Genomic DNA, 25,299 nt, shown 5'->3' on the forward strand with positions numbered 1-25,299 from the left:
GCAGCCAGCAGGCGGGGCTCAGGCATGAGCGATGATTGAACCGGAGGTATCTCGAGACAAATTCGGCATCGGACTTGCCGATGCCGAATCTTGCCACCCGAGCAGCGCATCCTGGCTTGCATGCGCTTCAATCTGGAGCCGCTTTGCTGCGAAGAACCTGATTTCTAGGGAGCAACCTCAGAGGCTTCCTTCTTCATGGCCGCCTGAATAAGGACCATCAACCGTTCAGCACGTTGCGCATAGAAGCCATCGAAATCGTCGTTTCGCAAGGTGGCGCTTGGAATGCCGTGGCTTTGCAGCACCTCGTCCATCTCCGTATCGCCAAGCTGCACTTGCTTGTCCTGCTGCAGGGCGCTGAGGTAATGCGAGGGCGCTGCGCCGCCAATCTTGCGATTGGCGCGATAGGAAATCGCGGTCTTGTTGATGATGGAGTCGTACACCTTGGCTTCGATGCCCTGCTTGATGCACCAGTCGCGGGGGAAGATGTGGTGGATGTCCAGTGCTACCTCGTCAGCATCCAGTTCGCGGATGGTGGACTTCCAGTAAAAATCCTTGGCGCCTGCACGCTGGACCAGAACATTGACCCCTTTGTATGCAGCGCTTTGCCGGCTGCGCAGGGACTTGAGTCGGTCGGCCTGGAAGTTTGCATCCTGCACCGTGCGCGGCACCTGGCTGTCGTCATCCAGCCAGGCCAATACATCTTCAACATCGTTGGCGACGCGGGTTTCGACCGCGCCGCCGTAGAGCTCACCCAGCACGCCGCACCAATACCAGGAGGCAAGCTTCTGGTAGATGCGCGGCTCGCGCCAGCGGTTTGGACCAAGCTCGGCCATGACCGCCGCCAACGGCGCCAACTGGGTGCGATAGGGAAGGTCGCGGGTCTGCCTGACGCATTCATCGCGCAGGAACCTTGCGGCCTGGATGAAGCCGCCTTCCAGTGCGTCTGCGCGTTGTTTGTAGGCATCCAGCGGCAGCTCCAGCACAGCGGAGCGCTTTGCACTTACCGGCGCGATGCTCTTGCCCTGCTTGTTGGCGGCAATGTCTTCGCGGCGGCGCTGCAAGGTGTGCAACAAGGTTATCGACTGCAGGAAGTCGGTGTTCTGCACGGTTTCAAGCAGCGCTTCGGCATTCTTCATGCGCTTGTAGCGCGACAGCGTCTTGCGTTGTGCGCTGCCGTACCAGTCATCGCGCAGGTTGTAGCCGTCGGCGGCGTAGCTGGCGGTGACCAGTTCAAATACCGACAACGGAACGCCGCCGGTGTTGACCTTCTCGAATACCAGACACACCGCTTCCTTGCTGGTTTCCTTTTTCAGCACGATCAGTGGCAACTGATACTCGTTGTAGGCATCCAGCACGGCGTCCTTGAAGTCGAAGAACTGTGCAACTGCCGCCGGATTGTACTGGTACAGATCCTTCAGCCAACTCATCGGATCGAGGATGGCCGAGCAGGGGAAGTACAGGTGCTGGCATTCCAACTCGCGGCTGGACAGATCCAGATCCAGCTTGCGCTTGAATTCGCTGCGCTGCTGGCGGGTCTCATCGGTGGCGATGATGGCATCGTCCAGGCGGTCGGAGCCTTCCAGTGCGGTCGGAATATGGATGTAGTAGAAGCGCTGTACGTCGCGCCCTTTTTCGTTGCGGGTCTGCACCGGGCCATCGAGTCTCAGCACCTGGGTGAGCGTGGTCAGGCGCTGCTGGCCATCGAGGATCAATTGCTCGGGTGCAAGCAGCCCCTGCTCGGGCACGTTCTCCACCGGACGCACCTGGAAGCGCACGTTCCCGCCGGTCTCCAGCAGCATCACCGCACCTACCGGAAATGAGCGACCAAGGCTGACCAGCAGGCTGCGAACATGCTCGTCATCCCAGACCCAGCCACGCTGGAAATCCGGCAGTTGGATCTTGCCTTGCACGATGTCTTTGAGCAGTTCTTTGAGCGGCAGTTTGGTGCTGTCGAATGTAGTCATGGTTGGCTCCCCTCAGCCTGGTTGAAGTGGTTAATGTGCAGCCGCTTTGCGGCCGCGCTTGGGTTTTGGATCGGCTGCGCGCTGGGCGGCAATGCGCTCCAGCAGCACGCTGGCCGGTTCGTCATTCGGATCCTGCGGCACCAGCTCGCCACGGAAGGCTTTGGCGAGGATGCTTTGGGTCAGCGCATCGACGCGCTGGCGGGCGTCGGTTATGCGGGCTTCTAGTTGGTCGGCGAAGGCGAAGAGTTGGCTAGTCTTATTGCCAATTGTTACCTGCTCCACTACGGGAGGAACTTCAAAGACAAAGTCTCTGCATTGCGAGAGAGAAATATTGACCTGCCCTGCAATCCCGCGTGTCTCTAGGATCACTTTTTTGAGGGCTTCTCCGCCATGTAGAGAAATTGATAACCATTCCGAGGTAATTTTATCGCTGGGTCGAAAAAGTGCGATGGCTTGATTGATGTTCCATTCTAGATGCGTGCTAGGGACGGTTGCGATTTTTCCAAGCGGTGGGCCAACAATATTCATTAGAACATCGCCTGGAACAGTTTTTGATTTTAATAGCGAATGAGAATGCGATTCTTCGTTTACGAACTGCGGTTTGTAATCGAAGTCAATTTTGTTCTTTACTATGTTGTAAACCTTCAGGAAAGGCACGCCTGAATCGAAGAAGCCAACCTTGGGCGTGCCACCGCTCTGGACTTTGGCGCAAGCTTCTGCGGCCTTCATGCTTCTCCAATCACTCTTTGTGGATGAAGTTAGCTTTCCCGAGATTGCCGTACTTAGAACCGACTGGCGGAATCGATCAATCAGCGTGGGCAGGGCGTCGAGGCGGGCCTTGAGGGTGTCCACCTGGGCCAGAAAGCCGTCGAGTGCTTTTACGATGCGCGCCTGCTCGCTTAGTGGTGGCAAAGGGATAGTCAGTTTTTCAAGCTCGGAGACTGAGATGTTTGCAATGTTCACTGTCTGGCTTGCGCTGTTCTTCAAATAACTCTGCGCGAACGCTGATCTAAGAAAGTAGTAAACGTACTTGTGTTCCACATGCGAGCACCTTATGGCAGCGAGAAACGCGCCAAAGCAAGCGACGTTATCGGTGTCGTTGATGCAGGTTTTCCCAACAAGATTTGCGCTATTTGCCATGGACATCAGAATGTCGCCTCGGCGAAGAAGCTGCTCATCTCGCTTCACGTAAGAAGCAGGTATGAGATAGACGTCATCCCAGCGCAATTCGCGCTGAATGTGCGAAGTTCTCAGGCAAGGGATATGGCTGTCGTTTAGCTCATAAGATTTTGCCGACGCCGGGAATGTCACACCTCGAATGACGGTAACGAGATTGCCCAACTTGGTTGCATGCCATTGACTGGGTAGATCACTCACGCTCCACCCCAGCAACATCCGTATCCAAGCCAAGTACCTGCGCCAGCAGCTGCTTCTGCTGGTTGGCCTCATCGCCCGCACCCAAGGCTTGCATCAACGCATCCAGCTCACGTAGCGCCTCGCTCAGTTCCGCCATCGCTTGCGCGGCCAGCTCTTCTGGCGGTGGGAGATTTGCCGCATCTACCGCGTCGGTATCCTTCAACCAGCTGATATCCAGCGAGTCACCCCGTTCGGCGATCTGAGTGCGGGTAAAGCAGCGGAAGCGGCCTTCTTCGCCCTCGTCCACGCGCGGGCTGCCGCCATCGCGGTCAGCACCGTAGGCGTCCTCAAACGGCTTGAGGTGCGCGTTGCCAAACGGCGTGCGCTTGCCAAAGGACGGCATATTGCTGCGCAGGTCATAGACCCATACCTGCTGTGTGCAGCCGGTGTTCTGTTTGGAATTGCTGGCACTGCCCTTGCGGAAGAACAGCACATTGGTCTTTACACCCTGTGCATAGAAGATGCCGGTGGGCAGGCGCAGGATGGTGTGCAGCTCGCACTTGTCCATCAGGTCGCGGCGCACATCGGTGCCGACGCCGGCTTCAAACAGCACGTTGTCCGGCAGCACGACTGCGGCGCGGCCATGTGGTTTCAGGTTGCGGTAGATGTGCTGAAGGAAGGCCAGCTGCTTGTTGCTGGTGACAAACGGCAGGTCGTCGCGGCTTGGTCCACCGCCGCCCTTGGCGGTGCCGAACGGTGGGTTGGACAGGATCACGTCGGCGCGCTGCAAGGTGGTGCCCAGGCTGCCCAGGCTGTTGCCCAGCAGTACCACGCCTTCGCCTTCACCTTGCATGCCATGCAGCAGGCAGTTCATCAGCGCGAGGCGGCGGGTGCCCGGTACCAGCTCCACGCCGGTATAGGCCTTGTTGCGTTGGAACTTGCGCACCTTGTCGGTGACCTTGGGGCCGTACAGATCATCGTGCTCGGCCTTGATATAGGTGTCTGCGGCGATGAGAAAGCCGGCGGTGCCGGCGGCTGGGTCCTGGATGGTCTCGCCCAACTGCGGCTGGATGCAGCGCACGATGCTGTCGATCAAGGGGCGCGGGGTGAAGTACTGGCCGGCGCCGGACTTGGTCTCGCCAGCGTTCTTTTCCAGCAGGCCCTCGTACAGATCACCCAGCCCGTCCTGACGCGCGGAGAACCAGTCCAGGCCGTCCAAGCTCTTGATCAGCTGCTCCAGATGGCGCGGCTCTTTCAGGCGGGTCTGCGCATCGGTGTAGATGGCGGCCACCATCGGGTCGCTGTTCTGGCTCAGGTTGAGCAGCATCTGCTTGTAGAACGTGTGCAGCGGCACACCTGACTTGCTGGTCAGGTCGGGCCAGCGTGCACCCTTGGGCAGGCGGTGCTCGAAGTTGTCGTTGGACTGGGCCTGTTCGTATTCCATCTTCACGAACAGCAGCAGCACCAGCTCGGTGACGTAGTCGCTGTAGTTGATGCCGTCATCGCGGAGGATGTCGCACAGGCTCCACAGCTTGGCGACTATATCGTTGTTGGTCATTGGCTGCCGTCTCCTGACGGAATTGCGTTGCCGGCAGTGCCGGGCAGGTTGATTTGATAACGGGTGCTGCGACCGCCGCCGGGCAGGCGCCGCAGGCAGCCCTTGTCCAGCAGGTCGGTCAGGTGGCGGGTGGCGGTGGCTTTGGAGACCTTGGCCACGACTTGGTATTGGGAGGCGTTGATGCCATTGGCAAAGCCGCGTTCACCGCCATCGAGCAGGCGGTTGAGCACTTTGGCCTGTTCGGCGCTCAAGGCCTGCTGTGCATGCAGTTGCCAGAAACGGGCCTTGTCGATGACACGCTGGATGCGGGCCAATGCCTGCTGCAGGCTGTGCAGCAAGGTCTGCAGGAACCACTGCAGCCAGGCGCTGATGTCCAGACCGCCGCGTTGGCTGACTTCCAGGATGCGGTAGTAGCCTTTGCGGTCGTCCAGGATGCTGGCCGACATGGCGTACAGACGGGCGATGCCGGGCGCAGCTTGGGCAAGGGCCAGATCGGTGATGGCGCGGGTGAGGCGGCCGTTGCCGTCGTCGAACGGGTGCAGGGTGACAAACCAGAAATGGGCGATGCCGGCGCGCAGTAGCGGATCCAGTGCCGGGTCATCGGTGCTGGCTGCAAACCATGCAAGGAACTGCTGCAGCTGTTCGTCCAGCCCTTGCCGCGGCGGTGCCTGGAAATGCACGGTAGGCCGGTCGATGCGACCCGAGACCACCTGCATGGGCTCGTCGCCGCGCAGATGGCCTATCCGGATCCGCAGTGGCAGCAAGCCGTCGTGGCCAGCAAACAGCAAGGCGTGCCAATGCAGCAGGCGCGGCAGATCCAGTGGTTTGCCCGCGTCGCCGGTGGCATCGAGCATCAGCTCGGCCACGCCCTCGGCGCGCGCACTGTGCGGGGCCGGTTCGGCGGCGTCGGGGATGCCAAGGCGTCGGGCCAGCGAGGAGCGCACCGAGCCGACATTGAGGTTTTCACCCTCGATGGCGGAGGAGGTGACGATGTTCTGCAGCAAGGTATCCAGCGCCTGCCGCCCGTCTTCGGGCAGCACCCCGGCCAAAGCGCTCAGCTGGCCTTGGGCCTGCTGGCACTGGCGTAGCAGCGGTGCCAGCGCAGCGTCCTGATGGACAAAGGCTGGCCAGTCCGGCTTTTGCCAGATCCAGAGCGGCGGGGCGGGGGCTTGGTTGGCGTTCATGAGCCGAATAATAACGCTATTCGGCTCAATCAGTGAGCCGAATAAGCCTGCTCAATGATCGGATTCGGCTCATCGCAGGCGGGGCAGGGCTCAAGCCACCTCCTCCCACACCGCCTCTTTGAACTGCTCGATCAGCTGGTCCAGCTGGCCGGCAAACACGGTATCGAGCAGCTTGACCCCGCCATCCGGTGCGCAGGCGTGCTGGATGCTGTCGCGGTCGATCACCACCTCGGTCACCAGCTGGTTTGCCAGACGTTTGAGCCAGCGTTGCTGCACCGGGGTCCAGCTGCGACCGACGAGGATGCGATCCAATGCCCTGTGCACGCGCTGCTCGTAAGGCAGCAGCGCCTCGCCGATGGCGGCTCGCCGGATATAGCCGATGATGCCGGCGGCGATGTCGCGGTTGGATTGCTGGCGCTCGGCGCTGTGCAGGTGAGCCTCGTTGTAGCCCTTGCCATCCAGCAGCAGGCGCACCTCGCGCAGTTGTTCGCGGGTAAGGTCGCGCGGGCGGTTGACCACGGCCGCAAGTGCAGCGGATTGGTTGAGCTGGGAACGGATGAAATCGTTGAAGCTTTCCAGGTAGTCGGCTGGCTTCTGGTTATTGCCGCCGTAGCTCACCTCGCGCAGCAGCAGCGTGTCGGTGTGGTGGGAAATGATGGGGTATTGCTCGCTGGCCAGCAGTGCACGCAGCTCGTCGATCTGCGCTTCCAGTGCAGGCAGCCGGGTGGCGATGAAGCTGGCCGCCTGCTCCGGGCCCAGGCCGTGCAGGTACTGGTGCAACTTGGCCGGCTCAACGCCCCAGGCGGTTTCCAGTTGTTCCAGTTGTTTGCGCAGGGGTTCGCGGTTCTGTGCCTTGTGGTTGGCACGGCGCAATACGCGCATCAGCTTCTGACTCAGCTGATCCAGCACATCCTGGGCGTGGCTGGTGGCATCGGGGCCGGAGCCCGGTTGATGGCTGCGCGGGTCCTGCAACTCATGCAGTAGCTGGCCAACGCTGATATTGGGGTCTTTGACCAGCGGCCGCATGGTATCCACCGCCTCCAGTGCTTCGTATAGACGTACCGGGTCATAGATGCGGAATACGGTCTTGCCGATGTCATCGCAGCGGCGGGTAGCGCGGCCCTTCATCTGTTCGTAGAGAATGCGCGAGCGCACTCGGCGCATGAATACCAGGTTGGTGATGGCCGGCACGTCGATGCCGGTGGTCAGCAAGTCCACGGTAATGGCGACGCTGGGCAGACGCTCGGTCTTGTAGCGGCGTATCACCTTGGCAACTTCGTCGGTGCGGCCGGTGATGACCTGCACGGCGGCCTGGTTCCATTCCTCGCCGTAGACCTTGTGGAAGGCCGCGTTGAGCAGGTTGCATACGCGTACCGCATGTACCTGGTTGATGCAGAACACCAAGGTCTTTTCATCACCCAGCGGGTCCAGCTCGTCTGCCAACGCCTGACAGATGACCCGATCAAAATCGGCGGTGATGACGCTGCGGTTGAAGGACTCGATATCGAAGGACAGCTCGTCGTCGAGCTCTGCACTATCTACTTCGCCGGTCAGTGCGTTGACTACCTCGACCAGTTCTCCCTTGTCGAAGTGAATGCCATTGCGGCTGAGCTGTGTCTCGAAGCGGATGGGTGGTTCGTGGTCGATCAACCAGTCATCGGCAACGGCTTCGCGGTAGCTGTAGGTGTAGACCGGGCGGCCGAAGATTTCGGTGGTCTGTCGCGCCGGAGTGGCGGTCAGGCCGATACGGCAAGCGTCGAAGTACTCCAGCACACGTCGATATTGGGACAGGTATTGCGCGTGGTCGCGCAGCGAGAGCTCGCCCTCTGTCATCTCCTGATCCAAGGTGTAACCGCGGTGCGCCTCGTCGACGATGATGCAGTCGAATTGGTCTATCGGCGGTGGTGCATCGGACTGGAACAGCCGCCGCACCATGGCCTGCACGGTGGCGACCTGCACGCGAGTTTCGGCCTCGGCGGCCATGTCGCCCAGATCATTGACGTTGTAGATCTGCGACAGGCTTTGGCCCTGCTCCAGCGACATGTCATCAAACGCCTCACGCGCTTGGGTACCCAAGCTGGTGCGATCAACCAGGAACAGGACGCGGGTGAAGCGCTCGGCCTTGAGCAGGCGGTAGATCAAGCCAATGGTGGTACGGGTCTTGCCGGTGCCGGTGGCCATCGCCAGCAGGCAGTGGCGTTGGCCTGACGCCAGTGCTTTCTCAACGGCAGCAATGGCGTCCTGCTGATAAGGGCGGAGCTTGAGATAGCCGTAAGGCTCGGCGCTCAGGCGCTGCTCTGCCAGTTCCCGGTCACGCAGCATCAGCTCAGTCAGGCCTTGAGGAGTATGAAACTGCTGCAGCGGACGTTTGAGATTGGCCGGGCTGCGCAGGTCACGGAACCAGATGCCGGATTGTTCGGCCAGCTGTTTGATCCATGGCCGGCCGTTGCAGGCATAGGCAAACGGCACCTGGAACTGCGAGCCCTGGCCGTCAGCCCAGGGGCCACCGGCGGGACCAATGCCGGCCAATTGCAGCGGTGCGGTGATGGGAAGGTCGCGGGAATAGCGCTCAGCTTGGTCAATGCGCTCGGCAATATTCACCCGTCGGCGCTTGGCTTCGACGATAGCCACCGGCATCAGGCCATCAAACAGTACGTAGTCGGCACATGCCTTGGCGCTACGCGTGGGCCATTCGGCAATTGCCATGCACCGGCCTTTTTCCGGGCGGGCGCCTTTGGACCAGGTCAGTTGCAGTGAATCTGCTTCCCAGCCTGCGTCGCGCAGTTGCTGGTCAATCAGGATGCGGGTGAGTTCTTCATCCGGATCGAAGGCCGCGGCCGCGAGGCGGCTGCGTTTGGCGAGCGCGGTGGCCTGCGGTTGGTTGGTGTTGTTGGCTTGTTGCAGCGCTTGCAGCTGCGCGAGGAATTGGATGCGTTCCTGCTCGAACTGCGCTGCGCGTTCGTCCAGCTGCACTTTCAGTGCGCGGGCCTCTTCATCCATGGCCTCGGCCAGCGCCATGCTTTGCGCGCTCTCCTCGATGCGCAGTTCAGCTAGCTTGCGGCTGTCCTCAAGGGCTTCATCACGCTGACGCAGCTCCTGTTCCAGCGTGTCGATCTGGCCGTGCAATGCACGCAGGGCGGCACTGGGGTCCGTCGGCGCGGTGAATGCGCCGGGCCGGAAGGCGCTGTCGGCTTTGCCGGAGGCGCGGTGGTACCAGATGCTGAGTTCACGCGCGACACGCAGCCCATCCATGGCTTCGCGGTGCTGGGTGGAAAAGCCATGGGTGGCGCGATTGCCTTCCACTCGCAGGGTGTGGAACAGATTGCGGATGCCCGGATCCAGATCCAGATGCCGGTTCAGTAGCTGTATCAGCTCCAGCTGAGTTGTCTGGGCATCAAATTTCAGCCCCGCCTGTGATGCCAGTGCCTGCGCCAGCGCCTCGCCAAGTTGACGCAGCTTGATCAGGGTGGTGTTGGGGTCGGACGCGAAAACCTGTTCGGCGGTCGTCGCCAGTCGCAACAGGACGGGGTCGTGTTGGCCGAGAAAGGTGAAGTTACCTTGTGTTGCGGACATCCATTTGCCTCCGGCGCTCCCCCCTTGGAGCACAGATCTGCATGGTAGGCGTTAGCTGGTGCCACAGCCAGCGGACCACGCAAGCGTATTTAAGGAAAGTGCGCGTGGAAGCTATGGGCCGTCCCTCTCCCGCCTGCGGGGGAGGGTGCCCCGAAAGGGGCAAGGGGCTTTTGATGCTGCTAGTGCTGTTGCTTCAAAGCCCAAGCACCCCTCCCCAACCCTCCCCTGCGCTGACGCGGAAGGGAGGGGACTGCTTTAGCTGAGAGGAGGGGCCGTTGGCCCCAGCCCCGGCTAGAATCTCCCCCATGAAAATCGCCTCATGGAACGTCAATTCGCTCAACGTCCGCTTGCCGCACCTGGAACAGTGGCTGGCCGACTTTGCCCCCGACGTGGTCGGCATCCAGGAAACCAAGCTGGAGGACCACAAGTTCCCGGACACGCGGTTGCTGGAACTGGGCTACCGCAACGTGTTTGCCGGGCAGAAGACCTACAACGGCGTGGCACTGCTGGCGCGTGATCCCATCGAGGACGTGCAGATCGGCATCCCCGGTTTCGAGGACGAGCAGAAGCGGGTGATCGCCGGCACCGTCAACGGCGTGCGCATCATCAATCTGTATGTGGTCAACGGCCAGGATGTCGGCACCGATAAATACGCCTACAAGCTGCGCTGGCTGGCGGCGGTGCATGAGTGGATCGCCGCCGAACTCCAGAAGCACCCGCAGCTGGTGGTGATGGGCGATTTCAACATCGCACCGGATGACCGCGATGTGCCCGATGTCAGTGTCTGGAACGAAGACCACATTCTTACTTCCACCGCCGAGCGTGACGCGCTGCGGAAGCTGCTGGATCTGGGCCTGCACGACGGCTTCCGTCTGCACAGCGAGGAGGGCGGCATCTTCAGTTGGTGGGATTACCGCGCAGCGGGTTTCCGCCGCAATCTGGGCCTGCGCATCGACCTGACGCTGGTTTCCGATGCGCTCAAACCGCGCGCGGTTGCCTCCGGTATCGACCGCGAGCCGCGCACCTGGGAACGCCCCAGTGATCACGCCCCGGCGTGGGTGCAGCTACAGCCGTGAGTGAAAAAGAATGAGGAGCGAGTAAAGCAGGAAGCGACTTGGCTTCTGCTTCCACTCACTCCTCATTTCGACGTGCTGGTGGCTCAGCGGATCTTTTTGCGGGTGAACAGATTGACGATGGCCAGCAGGATCACCGCGCCCAGCAGTGACAGCAGGAAGGAGCGGATGGAAATGCCGCCACCGATGCTGCCGCCACTGAAAAGGAAGCCGGCCAGCATGGCACCCACGATGCCGACGACGACGTTCAGGATGATGCCCTGCTGCGCATCGCGGCGCATGATGAGGCTGGCCAGCCAGCCCACGACGCCACCGACGATCAACCAGATGATGATGCCCATGCGTGAATCTCCCTGCCTGAAAGCACCTCGGGCGGTGCGGTGGCTACAGTCAACGCGCCCGGGCGTGAAAGCGGTGTTGATCCCGGCGGGGCACGGCGCATGACCGAGGTCGAACAGCCCAGTTGGTGGTTCGACCCGGTGCGTGTCTGGCTGCTGCCGCATACGCCGGGCACCCGTGGCGAACCGCAGGCCCGTGAATTGCTGGCCAAGCAATTGGGTCACGCGCCGCAGTCGCTGCCGCTGACCCGCGATGAACGCAGCCGGCCGTGGTTGATCGGCGAGCTGGCCCATTACGGCACCGGCTGGAGCCACAGCGGTGGCCATCTGTTGGTGGCGCTGGGTGAGGGCGCGCGTCTTGGCGTGGACCTGGAACGGCAGCGCCCACGCCGGCAGATGCGGGAGGTGATCCGCCGTTTCTTCCATCCTGAAGAGATTGCCTGGCTGGACGGGCTGGACGATGCCGGCTGCGAGCGGTGGTTCTTCCGCGTGTGGTGCGCCAAGGAAGCGTTGTTGAAAGCGCACGGCCACGGCATTTCATTCGGCCTGGAAAAGCTGCGCTTCGCCCCGGATGCAGCGGGCGCCCTGCAATTGGTGTGGTGCGACCCCGGCCTGGGCGACGCCAGCCGCTGGCACCTGCACGAATGGCAGGCGACACAGGATTTCCGCGCGGCGCTGGCGTGGTATCCGCTTTGATCGCCGGGTAGCCAGAGAAAAAGGCGCTATCGCTTCATCCCCTCTCCTGCTTACGGGAGAGGGGGTAGGGGTGAGGGCGTTTTTGCTGTGGTCGGGACTTGGGAGATCAAAAGTCAAAAGCAACAGCACCGCTCCCAACCCTCCCCCGCGCTGCGCGCAAGGGAGGGGCTAAACCCACTGCGCTCCTGCCCAGCCTTCCTGTTGCGCTTTCAGTTTGGCGACGCGGGCCTGAAGCCAAATCCGCCATGCCTGCGATAATCCCCGCCATGAACGACACCACCCTTCCGCCTGAAGTCGCCAGCGACCTGCACAACGGCCTGCAGGCCATGGGCCTGGACGCCGCATTGGCCACGCCGCTGCTGGCCTACCTCACCTTGCTGGCGCGCTGGAACCGCACCTACAACCTCACCGCCATCCGCGACCCGCGCGAAATGGTCACCCGCCACCTGCTCGACTCGTTGGCCATGGTGCCGCACGTCGAATCGGGCACCTTGGCCGACCTCGGCACCGGCCCCGGGCTGCCCGGCATTCCGCTGGCCATCGCCCACCCGCAGCTGCAGGTCACGCTGGTGGAGAGCAACGGCAAGAAGGCCCGCTTCCTGCGCGAAGCCGTGCGCCACCTCGGCCTGCGCAACGCCCGCGTGGCCGAATCCCGCGCCGAAGCGCTGGACGAGCCCGGCGCGTTCGACAACCTCACCGCCCGCGCCATGGACACCCTGGCCGGCATCATCGAAGTCGGCGGTCACCTGCTGCGCCCCGGCGGCCAGTTGCTGGCGATGAAGGGCATCTACCCGCACGAAGAGATCGCCCAGCTGCCGGCCGACTGGCAGGTGCTGGACGTGCGCCCGCTGCAGGTGCCCGGCCTGGTCGGCGACCGCCACCTGGTCGTGGTCGAGCGCAAAGCCTGACCGCAAGCCTCAAGCCGTCCCAGCGGTAGTGCCGAGCCACGCTCGGCAGAGGCCTTCCCGGCCCAGCACAGCGAAGCAGGGTCCCGCGCTACGCGGCATCCCGCGCCTGGCGCCGCAGCCAGGCTTCTGCTCCCTCTCTTTGGCCGCAGGCCACGGGAGGGTTGGGAAGGGGGGCTTCTTCCCTGCGCTTCAACAACGCACAACCACCCAGCCAACACGCCCAAGTCGCCGCCAAGTGCCGGCCGGAGAAGGGGGCTTTCCCCACCGCTGGGCGGCATCCCGCCGTACGCCGATTTCCGCCAGCGGGCCGGTGCACGCATAATGCCCAGTCCAACCCCGCCTACGAGGCTCTCCTGCATGGCTCGCATCATCGCCATCGCCAACCAGAAAGGCGGCGTCGGCAAGACCACCACGGCCGTCAATCTGGCTGCTTCCCTTGCCGCCGCACCCAAGCGTGTGCTGCTGGTCGACCTGGATTCGCAGGGCAACGCGACCATGGGCAGTGGCGTGGACAAGCGTGAAGTCGCTGCCTCCACCTGTGATCTTCTGCTGGGCGAGAACACCGCCGTCGAAGTGCGTGTGAAGACGGCCGAGGGCTTTGATCTGCTGCCCGGCAACATCGACCTGACCGCTGCCGAAATCCAGCTGATGGACCAGAGCGAGCGTGAGCAGCGGCTCAAGCGCGCGCTGGCGCCGATCCGCGACGAATACGACTACATCCTCATCGACTGCCCGCCGGCACTGTCGCTGCTGACGCTCAACGCGCTGGCCGCCGCCGACTCGGTGATCGTGCCGATGCAGTGCGAGTACTACGCGCTGGAAGGCCTGAGCGCGCTGGTGCAGACCATCGATGCGCTGAAGATCAACCTGAACCCGGCGCTGGAAATCGAAGGCGTGCTGCGCACCATGTTCGACGTGCGCAACAACCTGGCCAACGCCGTGTCGGCGCAGCTCACCGAGTACTTCGGTGACCGCGTGTTCCGCACCATCGTGCCGCGCAATGTGCGCCTGGCCGAGGCGCCCAGCCATGGCCAGAGCATTGTCGGCTACGACCGCGCCTCGCGCGGCGGCGTCGCCTACCTGGGCCTGGCCGGCGAGATCATCCGCCGCAACAACGAACGCAATCAGCCCTCCCGGGCCATGGAGGCTGTCTGATGGCAACAGCGAAGAAGCGAGGTCTGGGCCGTGGCCTGGATGCCTTGTTGGGCCCGAAGGGTGCAGTGACGCCGGTAACGGTGGCCGCGGTGGCCGAGCCGCAACCGGGCGAGGTGCTGCGCAAGCTGCCCGTTGATCAGCTGCAGCCGGGCAAGTACCAGCCGCGTCGCGACATGGACGAAGGCAAGCTCGCCGAGCTGGCGGAGTCGATCAAGGCGCAGGGCATCATCCAGCCGATCCTGGTGCGCCAGATCGAGGGCGGCAAGTACGAAATCATTGCCGGCGAACGCCGCTGGCGCGCTTCGCGCCTGGCCGGTCTGGACGCTGTGCCGGTGGTGGTGCGTGAGCTGGAAGACCGCACCGTCATCGCGATGGCGCTGATCGAGAACATCCAGCGCGAAGACCTCAACCCGCTGGAAGAAGCCGAGGCATTGGCGCGGCTGGTCAGCGAGTTCACCCTCACCCACGCCGAAGCGGCGCAAGCCGTGGGCCGTTCGCGCGCCTCGGTGTCCAACCTGCTGCGCTTGATCGACCTGCCGATCGGCGTGCGCGTGCTGCTGGAAACCCGCCGCCTGGAAATGGGCCATGCCCGCGCGCTGCTGACGCTGGCGCCGGAACTGGCCACCAAGCTGGCCGAAGAAGCCGCCGACGAAGGTTGGTCGGTGCGTGAAGTCGAACACCGCGCCCAGCAGTTCGCTGCCGGCAAAGTGCCCGGCGCACGCAAGGCCAAGCCGTCGCCGACCGCGCCGCAGGCCGATATCGCATCGCTGGAAACCGAACTGTCCGAATCGCTCGGCACCAAGGTGGCGATCAGCCACGGCCGTGGCGGCAAGGGCAAGCTGGTCATTCACTACACCGATCTGGACACGCTGGAAGGCGTGCTGGAGCGGCTTCGCACTCGTCAGCAAGGCTGACGTTTCATTTCCCCCTGAGGTGCCTGCAAGTCAATGAACCCCACCAAGGTCGACCGCAACCATCTGTTGCGTCTGACCGACCTGCCGAATGTCGGGCCGGCCTGTGAGAAAGATCTCCGTCTGATTGGAATCCGTGTCCCGGCGCATCTGCGCGGGCGCGATCCTTACGACATGTACGCCCAGCTGTGTCTGAAGACCGGCGTGGTGCACGACCCCTGCGTGATCGATGTGTTTCTGTCCGTCGTGCGCTTCATGGGCGGTGAGGCGCCACAACCGTGGTGGGCGTTCAGCAAGGAACGCAAGGAAGCCCTGGCCAGGGAAAAGCCACTCACGCTGTGGTGAGGCGGGGCTGCCGTTGTTGAACGGCGCGCGCTGCATGCGCGTGTGTTCAATGAAATGCGCATGGGCGTTCGGCGCGCATCCGGCATGAACCAGTGAATGGATCGGCACACGGCAGTCCCGTGTTGCCGATGTTTTCGTTTGCCTGACGGGCTGGCCCGCGCCGATGTGGATGTTGGCGTTGTATCCGTGGCGGATGAAGCAGAAGCTTGGCGGCGGAACGAAACGCGGCCTGCAATCGGGCAGGCTCCGCGCGTCGGAGCGCAGCGCACACCAGGAATTCTTGATGACCATTCTCGTCACCGGCGCGGCCGGTTTCATCGGTGCTTACACCTGCCAGGCCTTGGCCGCGCGCGGTGAGCGTGTGGTTGGGCTGGACAACTACAACGATTACTACGACCCGCAGCTCAAGCGCGACCGCGTCGCCGCGCTGTGCCCGCAGCTGGATATCCGCGCGCTGGAACTCACCGACCGCGAGGGCCTGGCCGCGTTGTTCGATGAAATCCAGCCAACGGAAGTAATCCATCTGGCCGCGCAAGCCGGCGTGCGTTATTCGCTGGAAAATCCGCACGCCTACGTCGAAAGCAACCTGGTCGGCTTCGTCAACATGCTGGAGTTGTGCCGCCATCGCGGCGTGCAGCATCTGGTGTATGCGTCCAGCAGCTCGGTCTATGGCGATTCGGCGACGCCGCCGTTTTCCGAAGACCAGCGCGTGGATCAGCCGCGCTCTTTGTACGCGGCGACCAAAGCGGCCAATGAGTTGATGGCGCATACCTACGCGCAGTTGTACGGCCTGCGCGCGACCGGGCTGCGTTTCTTCACCGTTTATGGCCCGTGGGGCCGGCCGGACATGGCGCCGCTGCTGTTCTCGCGCGCGGTGTTGGCCGGGCGCAGCATCGATGTGTTCAACGGCGGCAGGATGCGCCGTGATTTCACCCATGTGTCGGACATCGTGGCCGGCATTCTTGGCGCCTTGTCGCACCCCGGTGACGCCGCCACGCCGCATCAGCTGTTCAACCTCGGCAACCACACGCCGGTGGAGCTGGAACACTTCATCGACGTGATCGCCGCTGCTGCCGGCCGGCAGGCGCAGAAGGTCTACAAGCCGATGCAACCCGGCGACATGGTGCAGACCATGGCTGATACATCGCGCGCCAATGCGGCGTTCGGCTATGCGCCCACCACATCGATTGAAGTGGGTTTGCCGCCGGTGGTGGCATGGTGCCGTGCGTACTTTGGTGCGGATGCCTGATTGGGTTTGGTTTTGGTTTTGCTTCAGTTTTTGCTTTGGCGTTCTATTTATTGCGCGTCATTCCCGCGCAGGCGGGAATGACGAGCGAGTGCAAGGCAACAGCAGAACGCAACGGCAGAGAGCAATAGCAGGAAGTGCAACGGCAGCAGCCATGCCGTGCCTACACCAACTAGTTCCTAGACACCGCCGTTTCTTCAGAACCAAAGACAGCCTGCGGCTGCAGCTGCTTGTCCGGCAACGCATAACGCTGCTCGGTATATGCCCAGCTGGGCCACAACGCATGCGCCAATGCCAGCTTGGCCAAGGCCGGATCCACCGACATCGGCGTCAGCGTCTCGCCATCACGCTGGTAACGGAACTGTTCGGCAGGTTGTTGTGGCTGCAGAACCAGCAACTGGTCGCCTTGTAGATACCCGTGGTTGTCGCCGTACTGCATGATCGCGCGATTGGGGTGGCGCCGGGTCAGGTCCACGCCGAGCATTGGATGCGTGCTGCTGATGCCGATCAGTGACAGCACGGTGGGCGGCAGATCGATCTGGCTGACGATGTGTTCGTCGCGCTGCACCGGCACGCCCGGGCCCAGAATCAAGGCGGGAATATGGAAGTGCCGCACCGGCACCAGGCTGGCGCCGAACACCCGCGAATCGTGGTCGGCCACGACCAGGAACACCGTGTTTTCCCAGTAAGGCGATTGTTTGGCGCGGGCGAAGAACTGGCCGAGCGACCAGTCGGCGTAGCGGGCGGTGTTCTCCACGCTGGCGGCCGGTTCACTGGGTTGAATGCGCCCGGTCGGGTACTCCCACGGCGAGTGATTGGAGACGCTGAAGGCCATGGTGAAACGCGGCTGGCCGTCGTCCTGCATCAAGCGATGGTGCAGCTCGTTGAACATGTCTTCATCGGATGCGCCCCACGAACCGACGAAGCCCGGCTTCACTTCAAAACGCGGCCGGTCGATTACTTCATCGAAGCCGTTGCCGAGGAAGAACGACTTCATGTTGTCGAAGTGCGCTTCGCCGCCATACAAAAAACGTGAGCGGTAACCGAACTCGCCGAGCAGGTCGGCAAGTGTGAAAAAGCCACTCTGGCTGCGCGGCAGTTTCAGCACGGCTTCGGCCGGGGTGGGCAGGAAGCCCGTGCTCAGCGCTTCCAGTCCGCGCACCGAACGGGTGCCGGTGGCATAGGCGCGGGCCAACAGCCAACCGTCCTTGGCCAAGGCATCGAACTGCGGCGACAGCGGTTGTCCGCCCAGTGTTCCGATGTATTGCGCGCCCAGGCTTTCTTCGACGATCACCACCAGATTCAGCGGTTTGGCCGGTGTCGCCGTGGCCTGCTGCAGGTGCATGCTGGGATGGTCGGGGTCGAGCATCGGGCCTTCGATGCCGGCGGCGCTGCGGACCAGCTGGTGCATGTCCTGTTCCGGCATTCCGCCGTAGACCTGCGCGGCCGAGCGTTCGTTGGTCATGCCGCGAATGGCGTGGATGACGTTGTAGAGGGAATTCAGCGGCAGTGAATTGACCATCGCATCATCACTGAACGCCACTTTCGACGCGTTCAACGGGCGATGTTCCAGCGTGCCGCGCGCCGCCAGGAACAACACCACAAACGCGGCGGCCGTGACCACCACACGCAGCCAGGGTTTCAGCGATATCGCATCACGTTGCGCCCGCAGCCAGCGGAACCCCGCCCAAACCAGCAGCGCCATCGCCAACATCGCCAGCAGCAGCACGCCCTTGTAGCCGTGCCACAGCATCGCCGACACCTCCTGCGGGCTGTTGAGGTATTCCACATAAAGCCGGTTCGGCCGCGTGTCGTATTCCAGCAGGAACTGCGGCGTGGACACTTCCAGCAACACAAACAACAGCCACCACAGCCGGTACCACCAGCCGGTGATGCGCGTGGGCCAATGCCGGTGACCAAGCCAGGGCGACAGCAGCGCCGGTATCGCGCAGACCATGGCCAGCAGGCTCAGATCGATACGCCAACCGCCAAGCAGAATCGGCCACAAACCGCCGGCCGGCTCCACGCGCGGCCACAGCCACAACGACAGCGCCACGCGGGACAGGGTCAGGAAAATCAGGGTGAGCAGCAGGAAACGCCAGGTGAGCTTGCGCAAGAGTTGAATCCAGTTGGGTTGGCAGAACACGCCGAATGGCCTGCCATCGCCCGCCTGCGCAGGTGGGGGCGCGGTGGTGACTGTCATGGGCGTTGCACGACGTGAAAATCTTAGCCTGAATGCCAGCTGAAATGACAGCGCGCAGCGGGTGTTGGGGAGAGGGCGCTTCTAAAGCGCATAGAGCAAAAACTCCCCCATCCACCCTTCGGGCACCTTCCCCCGCACGCGGGAGAAGGGAGTGCATCAAACGTTTCCACAATCCGTAGAAGGGCCGTGCTTAAGCCCCTCTCCCCTCGCGGGGCTGATCCGGACTGCTTGCGAACCACTGGTTCGCAGTCCCGGTCAGCGCCCTTGCGCTGGCGCAAGGGCCGGGGCGCGGAGCGGGGGTTGGGGAGAGGGCGCTTCTAAAGTGCATAGAGCAAAAACTCCCCCATCCACCCTTCGGGCACCTTCCCCCGCTCGCGGGAGAAGGGAGTACTTCAGACAGCGATGCGCTCAATACGCCAAGCGATTCGCCACCGCCCGCTTTTGCACATGTTTCTGACATCACGCCCGTTAGCCTTGCTGCGCTGTCGTACCCAGCGCCGCGGTCAACGCACTCTGCGTTTTCCCTGGCATCCATACCCCCCGTGGAGCTGGACACCGCATCGAGGTGATCGCCGCTGTTGCCGCGTGACATGGCGTACGCCATGTCTGCTCTTAGCGCAGTGTCAGTCATGCCGATGCCGGTGAACCTGTCATCAGGGAGATGGAATGGCGCCGCAGCAGCGTTTGATCACGCGCCTGAAATCACGTTCCGCTAGGTTGTGCTCAGGAATTGCGTGGTCCTTTTCCCCCTGCACTGCAAACGGATCCAGCGATGAACCAACCCAGCCTTTCGGTGGTGGTGCCTGTCTTCAACGAACGCGACAACGTCGCGCCGCTGGTCAATGAAATCACCGCTGCGTTGCGCGGGCGGCTGCCGTTCGAGATCGTCTATGTGGATGACCATTCCCGCGACGACACCCTGCAGGTGCTGCAGTCGTTGAAAGCGAGCAATCCGGAACTTCGTGTGCTGCATCACGTGCAGCAGAGTGGCCAGAGCACCGCCGTACGCACCGGGGTGAAAGCAGCACGCGCACCGTGGATCGCCACACTCGATGGCGATGGCCAGAACGATCCGGCCGACATCCCCAAATTACTGGTCGCACGCGATAGCGCCAACGACGCAGTCAAACTGTTCGCCGGCTGGCGCGTCAACCGCAAGGACAGTGGCTCCAAGCGCTGGGCGAGCAAATGGGCCAACGCCATCCGCGCCCGCATGCTGCGCGATGACACGCCCGACACCGGCTGCGGCATCAAATTGTTCGAGCGCGAGGCCTTCCTCGACCTGCCGTATTTCGACCACATGCACCGCTACCTGCCGGCATTGATGCAGCGCGCCGGATGGAAAACCGTGAGCGTGCCGGTCAATCATCGCCATCGCACCGCTGGCGTCTCCAAGTACAACAATCTGGGCCGCGCGCTGGTTGGCATTCGCGATCTGCGCGGCGTGACGTGGTTGATCGTCCGCAGCAAACGCACGGCGGTGGAGGAGGTCTGAACATGGATTTCATGAACCAACCGCTGGCATGGCTGGAGTGGACCGGCGTGCACATGTCGCCGTGGAAACTGATTGGCCTGACCGGTGCGCTGATGTTCGGCGGCCGCTGGCTGGTGCAGTTCGTCGCCTCACGCCGCGCCGGCAAGCCGGTGATCCCGCGCCTGTTCTGGTACATGAGCGTGCTGGGCAGCCTGATGACGCTGAGCTACTTCATCTTTTCCGCCAAACAGGACGCAGTAGGCGTGATCCAGAACCTGTTCCCGGCGTTCACCGCCTTGTACAGCCTGCGCCTGGATATCCGGCACCGGGGCTGGAAGCGCGACAAGGCCGAGTACTGAGGCGCGCACGATTCCGGCGGATTTGCCGCCTGATTCGGTCTAGGTTGGCCCATGGGTTCAATGCGATGATCGGGATGAATCGTTATTCATCCGGGGACTCCTGATCGTGAAATCGTCGTTGACCGCTGCGCTGTTGCTCGCCCTTGGCCTGAGTGCCACTCCCGCTTTCGCCGCCAAGCCGGCTGCCCCGGCCACGCTGGCAGTGCAGAACGCCGACGCGCAGTTCAAGGCGATTTACGAAAAAGAGTGGGCCTGGCGCCAGACCGGCGGCGGTGAAGCCAGCGAGGACAGCGACGCCCCGGCCAACGCGACCAAGCTGCCGGACGTGAGCGCGCAGGCGCACCAGGCCCGCCTGAAAGTGTGGGATGAGGTGCTGGTGCAGCTGGAAGCCATCGACCCGAAGACCTTGTCGGCCGAAAGCCAGATCAATTACGCCATCTACAAGCACCAGATCGAGAATCTGGCCGACGAAGTGCGCCAGCGCACCTACGAAATGCCGTTCAACTCCGACTCGTCGTTCTGGTCGAACCTGAGCTTCATGGCCCGGCGTGAAATGAAGACCGCCGACGATTACCGCCACTACATCGCGCGTTTGAACGATGTGCCGCGCTATTTCGATCAGCAGATGGTCAACATGCGTGCCGGCCTGGACCGTGGTTTCAGCGTGCCGCGTGCAGTGCTGGAAGGTCGCGATGTCTCCATTTCGACCGTGGCCGAGCTGAAGGATCCAACCGAATCACCGTTGTACGAGCCGTTGAAGAAGCTGCCGTCCAGCATTCCCGCCGCCGAGCAGCAGAAGCTGCAGGCCGATGCCCGTCAGGCCATCAGCGGCAGCGTGGTGCCGGCCTTCGGCACGTTGCTGACGTTCTACCGCGAAGAGTACGTGCCGAAGTCGCGCACCACGTTGGCGGCGGAAAAGATGCCCGGCGGCAAGGCGTTCTACCAGCAGCAGATCCGCGAATACACCACGCTGGATCTGAGCCCGCAGGAGATTCATGCAATCGGCCTGAGCGAGGTCAACCGCATCCAGCAGGAAATGAACGCCATCATCGACAAGGTGGGGTTCACCGGTAAAAGCGAGCAGACCCGTTTTGCCGACTTCCTCCATTTCCTGCGTACCGACCCGCAGTTCTATGCCAAGACCCCGGATGAACTGCTGTGGCGTGCGGCATGGATTTCCAAGCGCGTGGATGGCGTGATCGGCAAGTACATGACCTTGCCGCGTGCGCGCTTCACCATCGTGCCGGTGCCGCCGGACATCGCGCCGTTCTGGACCGCCGGCCGTGGCGGCATGGGCACCTACTGGCTCAACACCTACAACCTGCCGGCGCGCCCGTTGTACAACCTGCCGGCACTGACCCTGCACGAGTCCGACCCGGGCCACGCACTGCAGGGCGCACTTGCCGCCGAGCAGGGCGAGCAGCCGGATTTCCGTCGTTACAACTACATTTCCGCCTACGGCGAGGGCTGGGGTCTGTACACCGAGAAGCTTGGTGTGGAGATGGGCATTTACCAGACGCCGTATGAAGACTTCGGCCGCCTGACCTACGAAATGTGGCGCGCTGCGCGTCTGGTGATCGACACCGGCGTGCACCACTACGGCTGGACCCGCGAGCAGGGCATCGCCTACCTGCGCGACCACACCGCCTTGAGCGAGCACGAAGTCACCACCGAAGTGGACCGCTACATTTCCTGGCCGGCACAGGCACTGAGCTACAAGCTGGGCGAGATCACCATCGTCAAACTGCGCGCGCAGGCCGAGAAGGAACTGGGCGACAAGTTCGACATCAAGGGCTTCCACGACACCGTGCTCAAGCTCGGCTCGGTCCCGCTGCCGGTGCTGGAGCAGCAGATCAAGGCGTATATCGAACAGCGCAAGAGCGCGAAGTAAGCGGGATAGATAGAAGCGCGCCCTCTCCCCAACCCCCGCTCCGCGCCCCGGCCCTTGCGCCAGCGCAAGGGCGCTGACCCGGACTGCGAACCAGTGGTTCGCAAGCAGTCCGGATCAGCCCCGCGAGGGGAGAGGGGCTCAGATTGCTACAAACAGAAAAAAGCTCCCCTCATCCGCCCCTTCGGGGCACCTTCTCCCGTAAACGGGAGAAGGGAGGAAATTCGAAATATGTTGAAGCAATCTGAGCAACTGCAGCTTCAAAGCCCCTCTCCCCTTGCGGGAGAGGGGTTGGGGAGAGGGGGCAAGCGCAAACACAAGCGCAAACAAGCCCTTGCGATTGTGTAACCCCAACCACACCCGCTAGGCTGCGCACCATGTCGCGTTCCCTGCGCCCCCGCCGCGTGTACCTGCTGCGCCTGCTGATGCTGGCGCTGGTGGGTATTGGTGTGTTCGGTACGTCGCTGGCCTCGGCATTGACCGACATCCATATGCTGTCGCACACCGACATCGGTGTTGGCGTGCATGACCACGATGACGCCGCATTGGCAACCGCGCCCGATGCCGAAGACGCCGCCAACGCCTTGCTGCATGCCTTGGTGCATTGCGTGGACTGCCACGGTCACGGCGGCGTGTTGCCGTTGTTTGTGCCGGTCTGGCAGCTGTCGCCGGCACCTGTCCAACACGCTCGCGTCGCGCTGACGCCGCAGTTGGCCTCGCAGCCGGCCGAGAGTCTGTTCCGCCCCCCGATAGCCGTCTGACGTCCCGGCCACTGGCCGGTTCCCACGTCTGCACCTGTTATCTGGAGATTTCCCATGTGGATGCGCCTGGCGGCGATGGCTGCCTTTGCGCTGGTTCCGCGCGTGTACGCGCTCGAACCTGTGCCCGCTGTACCGTTGACCCTCGACGCGGCCGTTGCCCGCGTTGCCCTTGATCACCCCGACCTGCGCCTGCTCGATGCACAGCGCCCGGTGCTGGAAGCGCGTCGCGATGCGGCCGTGCTGCGGCCGCCGATGGAAGTGGGCGTCGAATTGGAGAACCTGCTCGGCAGCGGCGATGCCCGTGGCGTGCAGGGTGCCGAAGCCACGGTGAGCCTGTCCGGTGTGCTGGAGCGCGGCGGCAAGCTGGATGCGCGTCGGTTGCTGGCTCAAGCCGGTATCGATGCACTGGCGCCGCAGCGTGCCATCGCGCGTCTGGATCTGCTCGCCGAAACCGCGCGTCGTTATCTGGACGTGGCCCACGCGCAGTCCGCGCTGGATATCGCCATGACCGATATCGAACAGCGTCGCCGCGCAGTGAGCGCCGCCCGCCTGCGCCTGCAAGCCGGTGCATCGCCGGAATCGGTGTTGTTCACCGCGCAGGCAATGCTGGCCCAGGCCGAGCTGGACCGTGATCGCGCCAGCCAGGAAGCCGCATCTGCACGCCTGTCGTTGGCCGCATTGTGGGGCGAACGCAAGGCTGACTTCACCGCTGTCACCGGCAACGCGCTGCAATTGCCTGCAGTGCGCCCATTCGATGTACTTGCCGACGAGTTGCAGCGTGCGCCGGAACTGGCCGAACTGCTCGGCGAACAACGCATCCGCGAGGCGCAGTTGCAACTGGCGCGTACGTCCTCAAGGCCCGATTGGAACTGGCAGGTCGGCGTGCGCAACAACCGTGCCGACAGCGCTACGTCGATGGTCGCGGGCTTCAGTATTCCGTTGGGCAGCGTGCGTCGCGCCGCACCGGAAATCCGCGAGGCCGAAGCCAATCTCGCCTTGCTCCCGTATGAGCGCCAAGCGCGTCAGCAGCAGCTGTACGCCACGCTGGCCGAAGCGCATGGCCGTTATGCCGGCGCGCGCCTGGAAGTAGAACGCATGAACCGCGATGTGCTGCCGCAGCTGCAGAAAGCCGAGCGCGCTGCCGAGCAGGCGTGGCGCGCCGGTGCCGCCAGTTACATGGAGTGGGCGCAACTGCAGGCCATGCGCATCGAAGCGCGCCAGCGTCAGCTGGAGTCGGCCATCGCCGCACACACCGCCCTGATTGAAATCCAGCGTCTCACCGGCCAGTCGATGGCCGCCGAAGACGCCACCGTTGCCGTGGAGAACGCACGATGAGCCGCACCCCTTTCACCGCCATCCTCGCCGTGCTGCTGACCTTGACGCTGAGCGCCTGCGGCGGCGAGAAGCCCGCCGAAGTTGCGACGCCGCAGAAAGAAGAAGCCGGCCACGACGAAGACGGCCACGCACACGACGAAGGCGAGGCTGACACCGACAGCACCACCATCAAGACCGAGATGGCCGCGCAGGCCGGCATCGTCAGCGCCCCGGTGCAGGCCGGCACCATTGCCGACGAGCACGAAGTACAAGGCTTGCTGACGCCGGTCGATGGCCGCGTCGCACAGGTGACCGCACGCTTCCCCGGGCCGATCCGCGCACTGCGTGCAAACGTCGGTGACCGCGTACGCGCCGGCCAGCCGCTGGCCAGCATCGACAGCAACCTCAGCCTGACCACCTACAGCATCAGCGCGCCGATCAGCGGTGTGGTGTTGTCGCGGCAGGCGCAGATCGGTGCAGTGGCTGGCGAAGGTACTGCGTTGTTCGAGATCGGCGACTTGTCCGAGTTGTGGGTGGACCTGCATATCTTCGGCGCCGACACCCAGCACATCACCGCGGGCGTGCCGGTCACCATCACCCGCATGACCGATGGCGTCAGTCAGAGCGCCACGTTGGAACGTGTGCTGCCGGGCACCGCCACCGCCAGCCAGAGCACTGTGGCGCGTGCCAGCGTGCGCAATGAAGACGGCCTGTGGCGACCAGGTGCAGCCGTCACCGCGCGCATTGTCGTGGCGATGCAGCCGGCGGAGAAAGTGGTGCCGCTGTCGGCATTGCAGACGCTGGAAGGCCGCGACGTGGTGTTCGTGCGTGATGGCGAAACCTACACCGCACGACCGGTGACGCTGGGCGCACGCGATGCGTCCAAGGTCGAAGTCAAAGCCGGGCTTGAGTTGGGCGAGCAGGTCGTCGTCGAGCAGAGCTATGTGGTCAAGGCCGATATCGGCAAGGCGGGAGCGGCGCATGAACATTGAT

20 protein-coding genes are annotated in these 25,299 nt (G+C 63.1%); 13 read left to right on the forward strand and 7 right to left on the reverse strand.

Features of this window, described 5'->3' with window-relative positions; all coding sequences use genetic code 11:
• Positions 1-164 precede the first annotated feature (164 nt).
• The 5 genes from ACREP4_RS07255 to hsdR all read right to left on the reverse strand — a co-directional run bounded on the left by ACREP4_RS07255 (position 165) and on the right by hsdR (position 9,635).
• Entirely contained in the window at positions 165-1,964 is a 1,800-nt protein-coding gene (locus tag ACREP4_RS07255; RefSeq protein WP_431595504.1) for a GmrSD restriction endonuclease domain-containing protein, read from the reverse strand.
• 30 nt (positions 1,965-1,994) lie between these two features.
• Positions 1,995-3,341 carry a restriction endonuclease subunit S gene (locus tag ACREP4_RS07260; RefSeq protein WP_431595505.1) on the reverse strand — a complete coding sequence of 449 codons (1,347 nt, stop codon included), beginning with the start codon at positions 3,339-3,341 and terminating at the stop codon, positions 1,995-1,997.
• On the reverse strand, positions 3,334-4,878 hold the full coding sequence (locus ACREP4_RS07265) for an N-6 DNA methylase (RefSeq protein ID WP_431595506.1): 1,545 nt from the start codon (positions 4,876-4,878) through the stop codon (positions 3,334-3,336). The genes ACREP4_RS07260 and ACREP4_RS07265 overlap by 8 nt, the downstream gene beginning before the upstream one ends.
• The gene (locus ACREP4_RS07270) at positions 4,875-6,062 is read right to left on the reverse strand and encodes a Fic family protein (protein WP_431595507.1); all 1,188 of its coding nucleotides are present in this window, start codon (positions 6,060-6,062) and stop codon (positions 4,875-4,877) included. The genes ACREP4_RS07265 and ACREP4_RS07270 overlap by 4 nt, the downstream gene beginning before the upstream one ends.
• A 90-nt stretch (positions 6,063-6,152) precedes the next feature.
• Entirely contained in the window at positions 6,153-9,635 is a 3,483-nt protein-coding gene (gene hsdR, locus ACREP4_RS07275) for a type I restriction-modification system endonuclease (protein ID WP_431595508.1), read from the reverse strand.
• Positions 9,636-9,940: 305 nt separating this feature from the next.
• On the opposite strand from hsdR, the gene xth reads away from it, so the two are divergent.
• Entirely contained in the window at positions 9,941-10,711 is a 771-nt protein-coding gene (gene xth / locus ACREP4_RS07280) for an exodeoxyribonuclease III (RefSeq protein WP_431595509.1), read from the forward strand.
• An 83-nt stretch (positions 10,712-10,794) separates the two neighbouring features.
• On the opposite strand, the gene ACREP4_RS07285 is transcribed toward xth, so the two are convergent.
• The gene (locus ACREP4_RS07285; RefSeq protein ID WP_431595510.1) at positions 10,795-11,049 is read right to left on the reverse strand and encodes a GlsB/YeaQ/YmgE family stress response membrane protein; all 255 of its coding nucleotides are present in this window, start codon (positions 11,047-11,049) and stop codon (positions 10,795-10,797) included.
• A 99-nt stretch (positions 11,050-11,148) separates the two neighbouring features.
• Between ACREP4_RS07285 and ACREP4_RS07290 the strand changes: the two genes are divergently transcribed.
• The 6 genes from ACREP4_RS07290 (at position 11,149) to ACREP4_RS07315 (ending at position 16,310) form a co-directional block, all read left to right on the forward strand.
• Entirely contained in the window at positions 11,149-11,742 is a 594-nt protein-coding gene (locus ACREP4_RS07290; RefSeq protein WP_431595511.1) for a 4'-phosphopantetheinyl transferase family protein, read from the forward strand.
• A 266-nt stretch (positions 11,743-12,008) separates the two neighbouring features.
• Positions 12,009-12,650, forward strand: coding sequence for a 16S rRNA (guanine(527)-N(7))-methyltransferase RsmG (rsmG, locus tag ACREP4_RS07295; protein ID WP_431595512.1), 642 nt, complete (start codon positions 12,009-12,011; stop codon positions 12,648-12,650).
• A 357-nt stretch (positions 12,651-13,007) separates the two neighbouring features.
• On the forward strand, positions 13,008-13,805 hold the full coding sequence (locus ACREP4_RS07300; protein WP_431595513.1) for a ParA family protein: 798 nt from the start codon (positions 13,008-13,010) through the stop codon (positions 13,803-13,805).
• Positions 13,805-14,719, forward strand: coding sequence for a ParB/RepB/Spo0J family partition protein (locus tag ACREP4_RS07305; RefSeq protein WP_431595514.1), 915 nt, complete (start codon positions 13,805-13,807; stop codon positions 14,717-14,719). Before ACREP4_RS07300 ends, ACREP4_RS07305 begins: the two co-directional genes overlap by 1 nt.
• A 33-nt stretch (positions 14,720-14,752) precedes the next feature.
• Positions 14,753-15,061: a helix-hairpin-helix domain-containing protein gene (locus tag ACREP4_RS07310; RefSeq protein ID WP_431595515.1), complete on the forward strand. Its 309-nt coding sequence runs from the start codon at positions 14,753-14,755 to the stop codon at positions 15,059-15,061.
• A 283-nt stretch (positions 15,062-15,344) separates the two neighbouring features.
• On the forward strand, positions 15,345-16,310 hold the full coding sequence (locus ACREP4_RS07315) for an NAD-dependent epimerase/dehydratase family protein (protein WP_431595516.1): 966 nt from the start codon (positions 15,345-15,347) through the stop codon (positions 16,308-16,310).
• A gap of 169 nt (positions 16,311-16,479) precedes the next feature.
• Here the strand turns inward: ACREP4_RS07315 and ACREP4_RS07320 are convergent, their stop codons facing one another.
• A complete protein-coding gene (locus ACREP4_RS07320) occupies positions 16,480-18,510 on the reverse strand; it encodes an LTA synthase family protein (RefSeq protein WP_431595517.1) in 2,031 nt (676 codons plus the stop codon).
• Positions 18,511-19,282: 772 nt separating this feature from the next.
• On the opposite strand from ACREP4_RS07320, the gene ACREP4_RS07325 reads away from it, so the two are divergent.
• The 6 genes from ACREP4_RS07325 to ACREP4_RS07350 all read left to right on the forward strand — a co-directional run bounded on the left by ACREP4_RS07325 (position 19,283) and on the right by ACREP4_RS07350 (position 25,298).
• On the forward strand, positions 19,283-20,005 hold the full coding sequence (locus ACREP4_RS07325) for a glycosyltransferase family 2 protein (protein WP_431595518.1): 723 nt from the start codon (positions 19,283-19,285) through the stop codon (positions 20,003-20,005).
• 2 nt (positions 20,006-20,007) lie between these two features.
• The gene (locus tag ACREP4_RS07330) at positions 20,008-20,343 is read left to right on the forward strand and encodes a lipid-A-disaccharide synthase N-terminal domain-containing protein (protein WP_431595519.1); all 336 of its coding nucleotides are present in this window, start codon (positions 20,008-20,010) and stop codon (positions 20,341-20,343) included.
• Positions 20,344-20,449: 106 nt separating this feature from the next.
• Positions 20,450-22,234, forward strand: a complete 1,785-nt coding sequence (locus ACREP4_RS07335; protein ID WP_431595520.1) for a DUF885 domain-containing protein — start codon at positions 20,450-20,452, stop codon at positions 22,232-22,234.
• 374 nt (positions 22,235-22,608) lie between these two features.
• Entirely contained in the window at positions 22,609-22,992 is a 384-nt protein-coding gene (locus ACREP4_RS07340) for a hypothetical protein (protein ID WP_431595521.1), read from the forward strand.
• Positions 22,993-23,046: 54 nt separating this feature from the next.
• Positions 23,047-24,327 (forward strand): TolC family protein, encoded by a 1,281-nt coding sequence (locus ACREP4_RS07345; protein WP_431595522.1) that lies wholly within the window; start codon positions 23,047-23,049, stop codon positions 24,325-24,327.
• Positions 24,324-25,298, forward strand: coding sequence for an efflux RND transporter periplasmic adaptor subunit (locus tag ACREP4_RS07350; protein WP_431595523.1), 975 nt, complete (start codon positions 24,324-24,326; stop codon positions 25,296-25,298). Before ACREP4_RS07345 ends, ACREP4_RS07350 begins: the two co-directional genes overlap by 4 nt.
• Position 25,299 lies beyond the last annotated feature (1 nt).

This window comes from Stenotrophomonas sp., assembly GCF_050737575.1.
GTDB lineage: Bacteria > Pseudomonadota > Gammaproteobacteria > Xanthomonadales > Xanthomonadaceae > Stenotrophomonas.

Excerpts from the sequence above, each read along its gene's own strand:
- ACREP4_RS07305 (WP_431595514.1), top strand. The coding sequence starts at position 13,805 with ATGGCAACAGCGAAGAAGCGAGGTCTGGGCCGTGGCCTGGATGCCTTG.
- ACREP4_RS07320 (WP_431595517.1), bottom strand. The coding sequence starts at position 18,510 with ATGACAGTCACCACCGCGCCCCCACCTGCGCAGGCGGGCGATGGCAGG.
- ACREP4_RS07340 (WP_431595521.1), top strand. The coding sequence starts at position 22,609 with ATGTCGCGTTCCCTGCGCCCCCGCCGCGTGTACCTGCTGCGCCTGCTG.
- ACREP4_RS07270 (WP_431595507.1), bottom strand. The coding sequence starts at position 6,062 with ATGAACGCCAACCAAGCCCCCGCCCCGCCGCTCTGGATCTGGCAAAAG.
- ACREP4_RS07265 (WP_431595506.1), bottom strand. The coding sequence starts at position 4,878 with ATGACCAACAACGATATAGTCGCCAAGCTGTGGAGCCTGTGCGACATC.
- ACREP4_RS07285 (WP_431595510.1), bottom strand. The coding sequence starts at position 11,049 with ATGGGCATCATCATCTGGTTGATCGTCGGTGGCGTCGTGGGCTGGCTG.
- hsdR (WP_431595508.1), bottom strand. The coding sequence starts at position 9,635 with ATGTCCGCAACACAAGGTAACTTCACCTTTCTCGGCCAACACGACCCC.
- ACREP4_RS07310 (WP_431595515.1), top strand. The coding sequence starts at position 14,753 with ATGAACCCCACCAAGGTCGACCGCAACCATCTGTTGCGTCTGACCGAC.
- rsmG (WP_431595512.1), top strand. The coding sequence starts at position 12,009 with ATGAACGACACCACCCTTCCGCCTGAAGTCGCCAGCGACCTGCACAAC.
- ACREP4_RS07325 (WP_431595518.1), top strand. The coding sequence starts at position 19,283 with ATGAACCAACCCAGCCTTTCGGTGGTGGTGCCTGTCTTCAACGAACGC.
- ACREP4_RS07330 (WP_431595519.1), top strand. The coding sequence starts at position 20,008 with ATGGATTTCATGAACCAACCGCTGGCATGGCTGGAGTGGACCGGCGTG.
- ACREP4_RS07345 (WP_431595522.1), top strand. The coding sequence starts at position 23,047 with ATGTGGATGCGCCTGGCGGCGATGGCTGCCTTTGCGCTGGTTCCGCGC.
- ACREP4_RS07255 (WP_431595504.1), bottom strand. The coding sequence starts at position 1,964 with ATGACTACATTCGACAGCACCAAACTGCCGCTCAAAGAACTGCTCAAA.
- ACREP4_RS07315 (WP_431595516.1), top strand. The coding sequence starts at position 15,345 with ATGACCATTCTCGTCACCGGCGCGGCCGGTTTCATCGGTGCTTACACC.
- ACREP4_RS07350 (WP_431595523.1), top strand. The coding sequence starts at position 24,324 with ATGAGCCGCACCCCTTTCACCGCCATCCTCGCCGTGCTGCTGACCTTG.
- ACREP4_RS07300 (WP_431595513.1), top strand. The coding sequence starts at position 13,008 with ATGGCTCGCATCATCGCCATCGCCAACCAGAAAGGCGGCGTCGGCAAG.
- ACREP4_RS07290 (WP_431595511.1), top strand. The coding sequence starts at position 11,149 with ATGACCGAGGTCGAACAGCCCAGTTGGTGGTTCGACCCGGTGCGTGTC.
- xth (WP_431595509.1), top strand. The coding sequence starts at position 9,941 with ATGAAAATCGCCTCATGGAACGTCAATTCGCTCAACGTCCGCTTGCCG.